Source organism: Leptotrichia sp. oral taxon 221 (genome assembly GCF_018128245.1).
In the GTDB taxonomy this organism is placed as follows: Bacteria; Fusobacteriota; Fusobacteriia; order Fusobacteriales; family Leptotrichiaceae; genus JABCPH02.
The window spans coordinates 737,387-754,106 of the sequence record NZ_CP072378.1 but is presented as its reverse complement, the minus strand read 5'-3'; the positions used below and the strand labels follow the sequence as shown (position 1 = coordinate 754,106).

Sequence of the window (16,720 nt, the reverse complement as noted above, 5' to 3'; positions counted from 1 at the left end):
TATTTTTATCTGATAGGTTTTTTCGCTGTTAATTCCCATTTATTTATATCTTTACCTAATTTAGCTGAATCATATCCTATGTAAACATTTTTTAATCTTTTATTTACTGGATAAATTACATATTTGTAAGTTAATGGTACTACAACCGCTTGATCGATGTAGTATTCTTGCCATCTTTTGTATGCTTCAGCTTTGTAATTAGGATTTGTTAAAGTTTTTGGACTTACAACATCGTCCATTAATCTTTCATTTTCTTCAGTAACATATCTCGAATAATTAAATTGAGCGTCTTTACCAGCTGTACTACTTGGAATTAAGCTACTTCCAACTCCCCATGCTGCAAAAAATACGTCGATATCCTTATCATCTGCTCCTAATTTATCATAAAAAGTATTTAATTCTATTAATCTTCCAGTTGTTAAAACTACTTTTAATCCAATGTCTTTCCAGTTTTGGATATAAAATTGAGCTAGAGGTTCGGCGATGTCTCCACCTGACATTGAAGCCATTTTTATTACAAAAGGTTTACCATTTTTATCTTCTCTGTATCCATCTCCATTAATGTCCTTGTAACCTGCTTCATCTAATAATTCTTTAGCTTTTTTTGGATCATAAGGATATCCTTTTAAGCCTTTTGGAAAATATTTAGTCATTACTGGCGGAACCATTGAAGTTGCACGTTCTCTTATTCCTGAATAGAATGTTTGAACCATTTGGTCTATATTTAATCCGTATGCCATTGCTTGACGTAATTTTTTGTCTCCCATTTTTGCTTTTGGATCAGTGATATTAATACCTTTATTTTTATCAAAATGTCCTAATTTAAATCCTAAATAAGAGTAGTATAAATCTTGTCTTCCTAAAATTTCTGTATTTTTCAAGTCTTTTAATGAATCATACAAATCTCCAGGCATAAACATTACATAATCGTATCTACCTGTTTTCAATGCTGCAATTATTGATTGTTGATTTATTACTTCCAATACTACTTTTTCAATTTTGGCTTTTCCTTTGAAATAATAAGGGTTTGCTTTAAATTGAATACTTTCTCCTTGAATCATTTTTGTAGGAACATAAGGCCCTAATGTTACGATATTCGTTCTTATCTTTGGTGAAGAAACTAAATCTTTTATTGGAACATCTTTTAGATAATGTTTTGGCAAGGCAGTTGCTATTATTCCATTTCCTAAAGTATAAACGCTGAATCCCATTTCTGTGAACGAGATTTCTACTGTTTTATCATTAATTTTTTTAATTCCAGAAATTGTTTTTGCTTTTCCGTTATGGTAATCTTCTATCCCAACGATTTTTTTAGCTTCGGTATCGTATCGCACACCTGTGTAGTCTTTACTTCCTACCACTTCATAAGGATAAATGATATCTTCAGCCACTAACGGTTGCCCGTCACTCCATTTTACACCATCTTTTATTTTAATTGTTACTTTTTTGGCGTTTGCGTCTACATCCATTGTTGCTAGTCCTGTATTAATTACTTCGAAATTTTCATCTACATCAAATATTGAATTACTCATAAATGTATTGTTAACTTCACTATCATATCCATCTGTTGACAATGTTTCTTCAAAAATTCCAACTAACGGAGCATCCTTTACCATTGCGACTCTTAAAGGGGATCCGTCAACTGCAGGAGCGTTATTTTTTGTTTCCAGTGAAAAATTTACTTTTTCGACTTTTTCTCCAATACGCTCACTTCTCTTTTTTCCAGGACTGCAAGCTGATAAAATCACTAACAAAATCATTAACAATCCCAAATATTTTACATTTTTCATTTTATTCCATTCCTTTCGCTACAAACTATCCTAATCTTTGTCGTGCATCTGCTGCTCTCTTCAAAGCTTGTCCGATATAGTTTATACACAACATCATTATTAATATTAAAATTGAAGCTGGAAGCCATATCCATAGCTTAGTTGATAAAACTTCTGGATCTGTCGCATAACCAACTAATGTCCCCAAACTCGGTGTAGTTGGTGGTAACCCAAATCCCAAAAAGCTCAATCCTGTTTCAATCCCAATATTTCCCGCAAATTCTAACGTTAAATTTACGATTATTAATGAACTCAAATTTGGCAAAATTTCTCTAAAAATTATTTTGAAATCACTTGTACCCATTGTCTTTGAAGCATTTACATAATTTTTTCTACTTTCAGTTAACGCTTTACTTCTGATAAGTCTTGCAATTCCTGTCCAATAGAAACAGCTCATTATTATAATAAATGAGAAAATACTGTATTTTGGAACAATTGTTATAAATACAATTATTAGCATCAAAGTAGGTAAAATAGTTATAAAATCAATTATTCTCATTATTACATTGTCAACTTGACCACCGTAATATCCTGAAACTAATCCTATCACAATCCCAATTCCAGAAGTTATCAAAGTAATCGTAAACCCAATGATTATCGAATTTCTTGCTCCAATCACTAATTGCCCTAAAATATCTCTTCCACCTGAATCTGATCCTAGCCAAAATCCTTCCATTGGTTTTGAATATTTATCCAATAAACTTATTTTCATAACTTCTTCTTGATTAGTAAGTGCTGCTCCAATAAAAATTACTAAAAATAATATCGCCAACACATATACTGAAATTAAAGCCAACTTATCTTTTTTTATTTCTCTTACAATTACATTAAATCCTGATGGCTTTTCATGCTTTTTCATCTCTGCTTTTTCATTTAATTTTTTCATAAACACCACCTATTCTATTCTTATTCTCGGATCAACTATACTCAAAATAATATCAGAAAGTAAACTTCCAACCAACGTCAAAAATCCGTAAAGTAAAATTAATGCCGTAACGACACTGTAATCTCTCGTTGTTATTGACGATATAAATAATCGCCCCATTCCAGGATAGTTAAAAATCAATTCAATAAACACTGAACCACTTAACAATCCAGTTATTGTGTATCCAAAAAATGCCGCTATTGGTAAAATTGAATTTCTAAATATATGTCTTGAATAAACTTTATTTTCTGGCACACCTTTACTTCTCGCTGTTTTCACATATTCCAAACCTTTTGCATCAATTACTTCATTTCTTAAATATTGAATTGTTCCTGTTGTTGCAAGTAAAGCATATGTAATCGCTGGTAATATAATGTGATGTATTCTGTCTACAAAATACTCAAATGTATTCGGCTCAAGTCCAATAGTTACAGATCCTGTTGTTGGGAACCATCCTAATGTGTATCCAAAAAACCATAACATAATAAGTGAGAAAATAAATGTCGGTATCGCATAACTCACATAATTATAAAATGTTACAACTTTATCTAATTTTGAATTTTGATATCTTCCAGCCCACATTCCCAATGGAATTGCAATACAATAAGTTAAAATCACACTTACAAGCGATAAAATAAACGTATTGTTCGCCCTTTGTCCAATCAATGTTTTTACTGGAATTTTATACGCATAACTCATTCCAAAATTTCCATGAAAAGCATTTTTCATCCATCTTAGATACTGAATATGCCAAGGATCATACAATCCAGCTTGTCTTTTTAATGCTTCCAAAGCTGCTGGATCAGTTTGAGGTGTTATCAATCCTGTGAATGGATCCCCTGGCATTAATTTTGCTAGTATAAATATTATTATGCTCAGTATAAATAATTGCGGTATCATAATAAGAACCCTTCTAAGCACCGTTTTCCACATAAATTATTTCGCCCCTTTCTTTTTTCCATCTAATGCCACAAAATGTGTTTCTGACAACGATTTCAAATCATAAACTCTTCCATTTTCATCATAATAATTTGATTCATTTTCCTTATATTCCTTCTCAATCGCTAGTCTATTTAATTTTTTCTCTTTCCTATTTCGAGGATTAACTTCTGGAATCGCTGCTATCAAACGTTTTGTGTAAATATGTTGAGGATTTCCATAAATATCTTTTTTCAATCCTTTTTCAACAAATCTTCCTTTATACATTATAAAAATTTCATCACACATATGCTTGATAACTCCCAAATCATGAGAAATAAATAAATAACTCATTCCAAATTGTTTTTGAATTTCTTTCATGTAATTTAATACTTGAGCTTGAACTGACAAATCTAACGCCGAAACAGGCTCATCTGCAATAATCAATTTTGGCTTAGTCGCAACTGATCTAGCAATTCCAATTCTTTGACGCTGTCCTCCAGAAAACTCATGCGGATACTTATACAACGAATCATCCGATAATCCAACAATTTCCAGCAATTCTGAAGCCCGTCTTTTCTCCTCTTCATACGACAAATTCTCAAAATTCTTCAAAGGCTCTGTAATTATTTCAATAATCCTTTTTTTCGGATTCAGACTCGACAATGAATCTTGAAATATCATCTGTATATCCTTACTATAATTCAAATTTTTATCTCTCATTTTTTTATGATTTATTTCTTTTCCTTCATAAAAAATCTTTCCACTTCGTATTTTTTCAAGTCCAATTATCGCTTTTCCTATAGTAGATTTTCCTGACCCTGATTCACCAACCAGACCATAACTTTTTCCTTTTTCTATTAACATATCTACTCCATCAACTGCGTAAACATAATCAATTATTTTGTTAAAAAATCCACCACGGATAGGATAATGAACTTTTAAATTTTTCACTTCTAAAAAACTCATATTTCCTCCTTAATAAATATATAATCTCCCATTTCTCTTTTCTTCAAGAAAATGAAAATTTTTCCAGCAAGTACATCTTACAAAATGTTCTTTTTCAATTTCGTGTAATTGTGGATTGTTTTCGTGCTCTTTTTTATCAATCCAAGGAATTCTGTTTGAAAATCTACATCCGTTTCTATCTAGATTTTTCAATGATGGAACGGTTCCTTTTATTGTGTATAATTCGTCTGTTTCTGTGTCTATTTGAGGGATTGATTTTAGTAATGATCTTGTATATGGATGTTTTGGATTTTCAAATAGTTCATTGACAGATGCTATTTCGACAATTTCTCCAGCATACATAACTGCTACTCTGTCAGCCATTTCAGCTACAACTCCTAAATCGTGTGTTATCAAAATTATTCCAGCGTGTATTTCATCTTGAATTGATTTTAATAAATCTAAAATTTGTGCTTGAATTGTTACGTCTAGTGCTGTTGTTGGTTCGTCAGCAATTATAACGTTTGGTTTACAAGCTAAAGCAAGTGCAATCATAACCCTCTGTCGCATTCCCCCAGATAATTCGTGAGGAAATTGTCTTGCAATTCTTTTGTAATTTTGTATTCCCACTTGTTGCAATAGTTCGTAAACTCTGTTTTTTCGCTCATTTTGATTTAATTTTGTGTGATAAATAAGTCCCTCTTCGATTTGTGCTTCTATTCTCATTAACGGATTTAAAGCTGATAACGGATCCTGAAATATCATTCCAATCTCGCCACCCCTTATTTCATTATATTCCTCTTCACTCAATTCCAACAAATTTTTATCTTTGTAAATTATTTCCCCCGATAATTTCGTATTCAATAGATTATGCAATCCCATAATTGAAGTCGCCAATGTACTTTTCCCGCAACCAGATTCCCCAACTATCGCCAGAATTTCATTCTTTTTCAATTTCAAATTTACATTATCGACAGCCTTATAATAATCATCATTAATACGAAAATTTACATCTAAATTTTTAATTTCAACCAAAGTATTATTTTCCAATGATTTCTATCTCCTTTCTGAATTTATTCATAATTTGTACTATTTTTAATTTTCTACAAACTTATGTCATAATTATGCAAAGTTTATAGTAAGAAAAAGACATTTCATTCCCTTTCCTATCTAAAAATATCTATAAATAAATTTTATAAATTTATTTGCCTTTATAGTATTAATTATATAAAATTTTAAAAATTTTTTCAATCATTTTAATATTTTTAATTTATTTTTTATTTCAAAGTATTTTTGATTACGTAAAATAAAAAGTTCCCTCTCCAAAAATTTGAAGAGAGAACTTCTTAAATTTTATAAATTGTAGTATTCAAAAATGATTAGTAAATCGCTCTAAATCCAATTCCACCTCTTACATTTTCGCCTTTTGTATCATAACCTGCATTTACTGTTACACCAAATCTTGTATTCTCAATTCCAAGGTTCAAGTCAACTTTTCCGTTTCCTCTTCTGTCGTCTTTTTCTCCTCTAATATTGAACCAATCTGCTGTTGTGTAACGAACTCTTGCTTGGTTATTTACATCTCCAACTTGTCCTAATTCATTTTCATACGCAAGTCCTAATTTAGCTGTGAATGTAGTTCTTACTGCCATTGGTTGTTTATATTTGAATTCCACTCCAACTTCAGGTTTTATTGAATAATAATCGTTTCCTTTTACTTCTAAACGAACTTGTCCTGAATCTTCTTTGATTCCATTAAATCTTCCATATTCTAATTTCAAGTTTCCATATGGTGAAAGGCTTGTTCTTTCACTCAATCTAATATTTTTTCTAAGTTCATTTTTCAAGCCAACTCCATAAGAATAATAATCAGATTTTGCCTCAAAAATATCATCTACAACAAGGAATTTTCTATTCATTTCAGCATTTCCAATAAATCCTTCTGCTGCTACAGTCCAATTCCATTCGTTATTATGGTTATCATATCCAAGTGGCATTGACTTAAATACTCCAGCTTTAATCATATTTTGTTCTTCTTTTGATTTTCCTATATCGCTGAAATCAAATTTATTTCTAATTGCTCCTGCGTACCATCCGCTAGATTCTCCTAATTTTACAGTTTCATCTTCATGTAAGTATGCAAATCCATATGCATCATTTCTATAATCAATAATTCCAGCCGTATCAGTTTTGTACTCGCCTTTCATTCCAAACACTTTTATCTTGTTAGATTGTTTAGATTTAGTATCCCATTCATCTCTTAAATATCTAAACTCTTTATTCAACATATTTCCTGTTTCAAAAATTCTTTGTTGAACATTAGCATATTGGTGTCCCATCATTTCATCGTAAGCTTGTACTAATAATGCTTCTTCACTATTTCCAATTGTATTCAATTTGTTGAATACTTCTTTTTCTTTTGAATCTAGTGCATTCTTGTCGTATCTTTGTTCCAATCCATCAGTAAAATTGTACTCGTTAGATTTTCTCATTACAAAAGCTGTATAAGGAATTTTTGTCATAAGAACACGAGTAATTTGCTGAGTAGACGGATCTACTTCAGGTGTTGCCATCCAAGTCAATGATGCAGAATAAGGTGTAAAGTTAAATATTCCTGCATTTATTTGATTCAAGAACGGTTGTAATATTTGTTTTCCAATTATTACATCTTTTGCATTTGTAAGTACTGAAAATTCTGTTCCTATTAATAAATCACTGTCAATTCCAATGTTTGTTGCTCCATTTACGTTAATTGGTCTTGTTCTTCCTAAAGTATCTACGTAAACTCCAAAGTTTGATAACGCAAAGTTAGTAGTTTGTGGTGCATAATTGAATGTTTGAACTTGGCTATCGTTCAATACTACTCCATTTCTTTGGATTGCTAATCTTCCATTTGGTAATTGAATAATTCCTACTCCAGCAAGAGTTTTACTAGGGTCTTTTGGTGCATAGTAATCATTTGCTCCATTTGTAGAAGTTATTGTTCCAACTCCACCATTTAATGCTGGTAACACATTTGCAGGTGTTGCATCAGTTCCAATTGGTAAGTTTCCACTAACTCCTTGAGAATCTGCATCATATCTCACACCGTAAGATCTTAAACCACTAATATTTATTTCTCCATAATTTTTAATGATTGATTTATTTGCTGCAGTTCCTTTTATTAACACACCATAACTGCTATCCGCATCAATATCAATTTTTCCATAATTTTCCAATGTACTTCCATTTAATACAGCAACTCCAACAAGTCCTTGAACATTATTATTTCCGTGGTATGAACCAACTGTTGTGATATTTCCTGTATTTACAAATTTGGCTCCATTATTTACGAATACTCCCATCATTGTTTGAATTTTATCAGTTGCTGTTGCACTTGATGGATCTAAGTAGATATTTCCAGAGTTTTTAAGTGTTGTTCCTCTGTCATCTCCATACATTCCGATGCTTAAGTGTCCTGATACATAGATATCTCTATCATTTGAAATACTAGCTCCATTAATTGCTGCCATTCCTATTCCATAAACAATGTTATTTGGATCAGAATTATCTGTTTTTCCAACTTTTATTACTCCTCTATTTACTGCATTTGAAGCTCCTGTCACAAGAATCCCTTGGTTTCCAATTCCATTCGACAAGTCAATCATTCCGTTATTTACAATATTCGCTCCATCTTTTCCATAAATAGCAATAATCTTATCATTAGTTCCAGATGTCATTGTTGCATTATTTGTAACATTAGAGGCCCCTTCAGTGTAAATAAATGTTGATTCTTTTCCTAAAGTTATATTCGACGAAGCCGAATTTGAGTAAACATTTGTTTTTCCAATTCCTGGATTAGCTAAAATTACACCGTAAGATTTATCTCCAACATTGAAGTTTGTTGTAGTGTCTGTAACAGTTACTCCGCTTGATCCGTAAATTCCTACTGGTTCACTATTTGGATCAGTAGCTGTATGATTCGCAACATTAATTATTCCACCAATATTTGCAGTTCCACCTTTTTTGTAAATACCAATTGCTTTATCGGCAACATTGATTACTGAACTTCCAGCTGTTTCCACATTTCCATTTTCACTTAATGAATAAATTCCAAATGAAGACTCTCCAACATTTATTGTTCCACTATTTTTAATATTTATTTTTGAACCATTTTGTGCATAAATTCCTACTGTCGAATCATTTCTCACAGAAGTCGTTGTTTTATCAACATTTATTGTTCCGCTATTTTCAAATGTTTGATCCGATGTCCCCTCTAAATATGCTGCGATTGAACGCTCTCCAGTAATATCAATATTTCCAGTATTTACAATATTTTTTGCACTTCCTGAATTATTTCTTGAGAAAATTCCAATTGAATCATCATCACTAAATTGCATATTTGCTTTATTCGTAACATCTGAGTTTATCGCAACAATTCCTTTTGCTTTATTAGCCGTTCCAGTAATATTTTTACCGTCTATCGTAGCCTTTGAATTTTCCACATAAATTCCAGTAGATCCACTATTTAAAGTCATGTTATTCCATCCACTGAAAGTCGAGTTTCCAGTCATGTAAACTCCAGTTCCATTCGCAGACACAACAATATCGTTATTATTCATATTCGCTTTACTGTCAATAATGTATAACATTGGTTCTGAAGATGTTGTCAATGTTCCTGTATTATTATAATCCAATACTGAACCATTTTCTAAGTACGCCAAACTTCCACTATTCGCAAAGTTATAATTTCCACCATTTACAGTCAAGTTAGAATCATTTCCATACAATGCAAACCCTTTATTTCCAACTGTAATATTTCCTGTAGTTGTCAAATTAGTTTTATTTGTTGCATAAATTCCCACAGAAGTTGAAGTAGCAACTCCACTCGCATTCAATATTGAATCTCCAACTGTGATATTCCCACTATTTACAACTGTTGCATTAGGATTATTTCTAGTTTCAGGCGTAATGTAAATTCCTGCTGATCCTTTTCCTAATGTGATATTTCCTGTATTTGTAACATCTATATTTTTAGCAGTTGATAATCCAGTCGTATTTTTTGCAAAAATTCCAACTGATTTATCTCCCCCAGTTATGCTTCCATTATTTTCAACTTTATCAAAATCAATCGCATAAATTGCTGATGATTCATCTCCAATTTTTATCTTAGAACCAGCAGTTGTCATGATTTTTCCTTCATTTTTAGTTCCAGCTACTGCATCACTATAAATTGATGTTGTATCATTGTAAACTCCATAAATTCCAGTAGATTTATTTCCTACAGCAATTTCGTCTTTGTTAATTCCTCTTGAAGAATCAAGATACATTGCAGTACTTGTAGTTGCATTTGATAAATCAATTTTTCCATCATTTATAGCTTCGTAATCAACATCTCCTTTCCAAGATGTATGAGTTGGACTAGGATTTTTAATACCATCTGCCATAAGTCCAATAATATTTTGTGTTCCAGATTTTGCTTCAACAGTAATTCCTGGATTTACTACTGTTTCTCCGTTTATAACGTGTGAAATTATATTTCCACTATCTGCCGCTGCCGCTCCTGTTAAATTTGCTGCAATTATAGAACTTCCTTCAGTAACTCTCGTTCTTTCAACAGAATGTCCTTTTGTATTCAATACAGCACTATTAGTGACATGAGCTCCTTTTTGTCCATAAACTCCTACTCCATCACCTTCGAAATTAATTGTTGTTGTTCCATCTATATTAACTGTAGAATCTGTAGTTACTATAGCTCCTACTCCGTTTGAACCATTTAAATTAATTGTTGTCCCAGTTACTGTCACTTTTGAAGGATTAGGTGTCCCACTTGTTCCATTATTTCCAACATAAATACCCGTTCCAGCATCTTTTCCATCTCCAATAGTCATAGTTCCAGTATAAGCAAGATTACTTCCATTTTCAGCAATCAATCCTACTCCATTTGCTCCAGTCGTGATAGCTGTTGTAATTGCTTTTGGTGTTGTTGAAGTTCCTTGATTATCAGTGTAAAGTCCTACTGCATAAAAATTACCATCTGTGTCTCCTACTTTTATTCCATTAGTGTAACTTGAAATGTCAGTATTTCCTTTCAATACTAATCCTATTATTCCTTTTCCTTGCGTAGTACTTCCACTTACAAAATCAAGAGTTGGTGCATTCAATTTTGTAGCTGTTAAAAGTGGTGCTCCCGTATTATCTGTTCCATCTAAATAAACTCCGACACCATAACCATTAATATTTCCAATAGAATTCGATATTGTTCCTTTACCTTTAATATAATAAGCCACTTGATTTTGTGATTTATCATTTAAATTAATTACAGCACCTGTTCCATCTGCTGTTGCTTCTTGAGTAAGATAAACTGCAACTGATGAATTAGCATTTTTAGTCATTGTGATATTTCCTACTTTAGAAATAGTAGATTTCGGTGTATAAATCCCAACTGTCTTTTCAGCATCTAAAGTTATAGTTCCTGTATTTTTTATAGATGAATTAGCAACTGATCCTGAATAAATACCACTTCCAGTAGCACTTTCAGCATTACTAGCAAAAATTCCTGTTGATTCTTTCCCTTTTAAAGTTATAGTTCCTGTATTTGTTAAATTTATTTTCTTTGATGTAGAACTTGCAAGTCCAAACATACCTACTGAATTTTTTTCTGCTATTTCAATATTTCCATTACTTTCATTTTCTGCTACAGCATCGTCTTTAGCGAATATTCCTGTTGAATTTTCTTTTAATAACTTAATATCTTTTCTATTTTTAACTTGTGTTCCACTATCTGTACCGTACATTCCAATTACATTTTTAACTGTTCCAGAAATTTCCTTTTCATTGGTTATAACTGCACTATCAGCTGCACCCATTCCTGTAGCTCTTTCTCCAGATAAAACAATTTTCCCTGTATTTTCTCCAGTTGTTCCTAAACCTGTAGCATACATTCCTGTTGAACTTTCACCAGTAACTTTAATTCCTTCATTAGTTGAAGTATTTTTTATTTCTGATCCTAATTCTCCAAAGATTCCAATAGATTCTTGTCCATTCACTTCTATGGTTTTATTATTTGCAACAGTAACTTTCTCACCAAATATTCCAACTGATTTTTCTTTTGAAGTTATAACTGTACCACTATTATCAACTATTAGATTTCCTTTTCCATTTGTTGAAGAATTTTTAGCATAAATCCCAACCGATTCTTTCATACCAACATTTATTATTGAACCAGTTGAATTTCCAATAGAAAGTGTCTTTGTAGCTCCAGATTCCAATTCACCATAAATTCCTGCACTTCCTTTTTCAGAATTACTTGTTGCTAAAGTAATTATTCCACTATTTGTAATTGTGTGATCTTTATCATTTTTAAATTTACCATATATCCCTGCTGACTTATTTTTATCTACAGTGATTGTTTTATTTGCATTATTCACAACATCACTATCACTTATATAAATTCCTGCTGATTTTTCTCCTTCTGTAGTAATATCTGCATTATTAGTAACATAAGAATTATCAATTGCATAAATCCCTGCTGATTTATTATCCTTTACTTCAATTATTCCATCATTTTGAACAGTTGCTGTATCTGCCATTATCCCTACTGATTCAGCTTTGTCTATTTTGATTATACCATTAGATACATTATTATTTATTACAGCTTTTGTTCTATCATCTAACTCATTTTTTATATACATTCCTACTGAACTTTCATCTTTTAAATGAATAGTCCCACTATTATTCATTGTAGTTATTCCAGGTGTAACAGCTGGTGTAACTAATGTATTTTTATTTACATTTGCATACATCCCAATACTTTTTTCTTTTTCAGCATTAATAGTCCCCGAATTATTAAGTATATAATCTTTTGCCGAAGTATTTTGTGCATAAATTCCTGCTGATTCATTTTCTTTTAAGTTAATCATACCTCTATTTGTAGCATTACTATTTTGTGTATAAATTCCTGCTGAACCTGTTTTATTCATTATAATTTCTGCAGAAGAAACATCATTTATTATTTCAGCATCATTTATTCCCATCATTCCAGCAGATTTTCCACCTGACATTTCTATTTTCTTTTTATTAGTTGCTTTTCCACCATCTGACAATATTCCTACTGAAGCCGAATTAGGATCCGTACTTGTTGCCAAAATGTTTCCATTATTCTCAATCTCAGAACCTTCTTTACCAAATATTCCTACTGATTTTTTACCTTCTATTTTAACTATTCCTGATGACTCATTTGTTACTTTTGCCTTTTCAGCCAGAATTCCTACTGATGAATCAACTTTCATTGTAACTTTATCTTCATTATCTATTACAAAATTATTTTTACTAGATGTTCCATTCTTACCAAATATTCCTACTGATTCTCCCGTTGAAACTTCAATATTTCCACCAGTTTCATTTATTAAAGTTAATTTACCAGTTGCCGTACTAACTAATTCTCCATAAATTCCTGCATTTTTAGTTTTTCCTGAACCAGTAATTTTAATATTACCTGAATTTTTAACAGTTTTGTCAGAAGCTGATGAAGATTTTGAAAATATTCCAGCTGATTTTTCATCTTCTGTAGTTATAGTTCCACTATTTGTTACATTACTATTTTCTGCATATATTCCAGCAGAAGAAGCTTTTTTAACTGTAATTTCCCCACCTGAAGCGTTTGTTAATTCAGAATCTTCCAATCCTAAAATACCTACAGAACCAGATTCTTTCATTATTATTTTACCAGTACCTGCATTTTGACCATTACTTTCATTAGCATAAATTCCTACTCCAGAAGTTCTTGAAGATTCTAAAATTCCTTCATTTTTAGCTGTAGAAGGTGTATCTCCTGTATTTGCTCCTTTTGTCGCAACAAGTCCAACTTGAGTATTTGTAATTAGTTTCACACCATTTTTAATTCCTACAGTTGAATTATTATTGGCAGATAAAACTGAAGTTGAAGGATTTCCACCATTGGTAATAGTATAATCTCCATCTAAAATTGCATTTCCAGAATCACTTGCAAAAAATATTGTTGCACCTTTTCCAAAATTTGTTATATTTATCTTATTGTTTGTTGGATTATTATTCAAAAATTTCTTTAAAGATGGACTTGTAGTATTTCCACTAACAAACCCAAAGGCTGAATTTTCACCAAGAGAAACATCCAATTTCTCACCTGAGTTTATTTTAAATGTATCAGCAAATCTTGATGAATCTTCCGAATAAAGCCCTATAGCTCCTTTTCCAATTGTTAACTCTGAACCTGTTCCAAAATTAACATTTGCATTACCATCTGAATAAAATCCAATTGTTGTTCCACTGTCTACTCCAGTACCACTTTCTTCTAGTTTAACAGGTGCTTTAATATTTACTATTCCAGTAGAATCCTTAACATAAAATCCAGTTGCATTTTTACCAACTATAACTTCTCCGCCAGTATGATTAAATTCATATGTACCTTTTGCATAAACTCCTGTATTTGTATTACCTACTAAATTTGTATTTGAATTTTTATTTGCATTAATGTATATATTACCAGTATTGTTGAAAGTAATCTTATTACTGTTTCCATCTAACGCTACAGCAGTATTACGGGTATTTTTGGCTGTTGTAACTTCGATAGTTCCTGAGTTATCAAATTTATCTTGTTCTCCATAAAAACCTACTGATTTTATTGAACTAGGTTTAACACTTATTGTTCCACTATTTGAAGAATTTCCACCTTTTATCAATGCAAAACCTACTGAAGTTTCTCCTTCGACATTAATTCTTCCTTCATTTATACCTCTACCATATTTAGATTTATCTGTTCCCTGTTGCATATCATCTAAAGCTCCAGGAAATTTAGAGTAATTTGAATTATTATTAACTACAAATCCATAATTTGTTTTACCTTCTACTGTGATAATTGATCCTGTATTAGATTTTATATCTCCAGATCTTAAGTATTTACGACTAACTGAACCGTTACTTCCATTTAATTTCCCATCATTTAAATCAACTGAAGTTTCTCCAACATAAGCTCCTACTGCATTTTCTGCATTTTCTTTTATGTTAATTTTACCTTTTAATTCAACAAAATCAGGTGTTGCTGCAGTAGGTAATCCTACTGGAACTCCTGTAAATACTCCTACTCCTTTTTTCGAATAGATATTTATTTCTCCATCAATTTTAGCTTCTTGGATATCATGTAATAACCCAATAGCAATACTATTTTCACCTTTTATATTAATTTTTCCTGTACTCTCATTATAAACTCCACTTGTAAAACCTGAAACTGTTGTATTTCCAAATTCTCCTCCCGGTCTTACACGTGCTTTATTTGACGTATGATTCAATTCATCAGTAAGTTCTACTTCTGAATTTAAATTTTTATAAATACTTTTATTATTAAAAAAATTTATAGGAAGACCTTCATTATAAACTGTTGTTATACCGAAACTATTATTTCCTTCTATATTTATTTCTTTTTCATTAATAGCTTGCATAGCAACTTTTCCACGCTTAGGGTCTTCTTTTTTATAATCAATTCTAGTTGGAGCTGCATTCCAATTATTTGGGTTCCAATTTCGTGGATCTTCTGGTTTTAACTGAAAAGCTGCACTTTCATCTGATTTTAATGTGATTTCTCCTCTATTTATCATCTTAGTCAAAGTTTTATTGTCTGAAGCATCTGGATTGTTAAATCCAAAAGCAACTTGATTTTTCGTATTAGCAGTTGTTTTTTCACCTATAATCTTACCTTCATTAATAGCTTCCAGCAACTTCCCATTCATTGTTCCACTTTTTCCTGAACCATGAGTACCTTGAATATCAATTGCAACATTTTGACTTCCTTTAAGATTAATAGTTGCTTTACTTGTAAACGATTGTTTATCAGCTGCCTCATCTAAAACGAACGCTCTATTATTATTTGCTACAACGTTAAATGTATATGTATTATCTACTGTTGCTTTACTAATATAATCTGAACTTAAAGTTATATAATCTCTATTTTTTAATTCAGTAATATTATGTATTTTATTTCTATCTCCATTAGACCAATTTTTCCAACTTGAGTTTTTATATTTAGCATCTCCTGTAGGATCAATAGAAAACTTAATTGGTGATATCACAGGAGCATTTATTGTTGGTAATTTTACCTCATTAGGTTTATTAATTGTCAAAGGTTTGATTTCTGGTGGCGTTACATTAATACTTATATTTGGTGTTTCAGGTGCTCCAAGATTTAATGTAACAGTTGGTGCTGCTAAATTAATATTTATATTCGGTGCTCCAATTACCTTTGGTGCACTTGGTGGTATTGGATCTTTTATATCAATATTAATTGGTTTAACATTTGGAAATTTTAAATTCGGTGCACTTATCGGTTTAGTCACATTCAAATTAATCGCTGGTTTTACCACTGGTCTTGGCATATCAATTTGAGGATTGATAGTAATTTCCTCTTTTGTAACTGATTTTGGACGTACGTTTGCCATGATTTGGATTTCCACTTCAGGTTCTTGCACGTGTAATAACGAAGCCAATCCATAATTTCTTGAATCCATTAGTGTACTCAATGATGAAACTCCGTATCTTCTACTAGATAAAACTCCCGCTTCAGCCCAATTTCCACGAGTATAAATTCCATTATAACGATATTTTTCAGCTTTATCTCCTCTTCCTTTGTAAGTCCCATTACTACTTGACATAAACGTATTCACACCATATTGCCAAGAACTCCAAGGCGATTTTACAACTTGATCTCCTTGTTCCATCAATTCAATTAATTCTAAATTTAAATCTTCTATTGATTCTTCATTTTCTTTTTTCTTCTTCTTAATTACATTCCGCGTCTGCTCTGCTGACATTATAAGCTCTTTATTCATACGCTCATACAGTACACTCGAAGACGTATTTATCCCAATAGAAAACGTAATCAATCCCGTTACTAAATAAGAAAATAGTAACGATTCTGTATATTTAACATTCTTAGCTCTTTTAACAAAAGCCTTTAAATCTTTCTTTGCTTGAATCAAATTATTATTCATAGACCACTCCTCTTTAATATTTACTTTTCTACAACAATTTCATTTAAAATTTTCATTATTTCTTAATATTTTTAACAATCTTTTCATTTGCAAAAAATTAT

General features: G+C 31.3%; 6 protein-coding genes. All 6 read right to left on the bottom strand.

The features are described from left to right. Nucleotides 1-5 precede the first annotated feature (5 nt). Nucleotides 6-1,790, bottom strand: a complete 1,785-nt coding sequence (locus tag J4863_RS03375) for an oligopeptide ABC transporter substrate-binding protein (RefSeq protein ID WP_211619055.1) — start codon at nucleotides 1,788-1,790, stop codon at nucleotides 6-8. Nucleotides 1,791-1,815: 25 nt separating this feature from the next. Next, the gene (locus tag J4863_RS03370) at nucleotides 1,816-2,715 is read right to left on the bottom strand and encodes an ABC transporter permease (RefSeq protein ID WP_211619054.1); all 900 of its coding nucleotides are present in this window, start codon (nucleotides 2,713-2,715) and stop codon (nucleotides 1,816-1,818) included. Nucleotides 2,716-2,724: 9 nt separating this feature from the next. Next, nucleotides 2,725-3,687, bottom strand: a complete 963-nt coding sequence (gene opp4B, locus J4863_RS03365; RefSeq protein ID WP_211619053.1) for an oligopeptide ABC transporter permease — start codon at nucleotides 3,685-3,687, stop codon at nucleotides 2,725-2,727. A 3-nt stretch (nucleotides 3,688-3,690) separates the two neighbouring features. Next, a complete protein-coding gene (locus tag J4863_RS03360; protein WP_211619052.1) occupies nucleotides 3,691-4,641 on the bottom strand; it encodes an ATP-binding cassette domain-containing protein in 951 nt (316 codons plus the stop codon). 9 nt (nucleotides 4,642-4,650) lie between these two features. Next, complete coding sequence (locus J4863_RS03355; protein WP_211619051.1) at nucleotides 4,651-5,670, bottom strand: ABC transporter ATP-binding protein; 1,020 nt, start codon at nucleotides 5,668-5,670, stop codon at nucleotides 4,651-4,653. A gap of 329 nt (nucleotides 5,671-5,999) precedes the next feature. Beyond that, nucleotides 6,000-16,619, bottom strand: a complete 10,620-nt coding sequence (locus J4863_RS03350; protein ID WP_211619050.1) for an autotransporter-associated N-terminal domain-containing protein — start codon at nucleotides 16,617-16,619, stop codon at nucleotides 6,000-6,002. Nucleotides 16,620-16,720 lie beyond the last annotated feature (101 nt).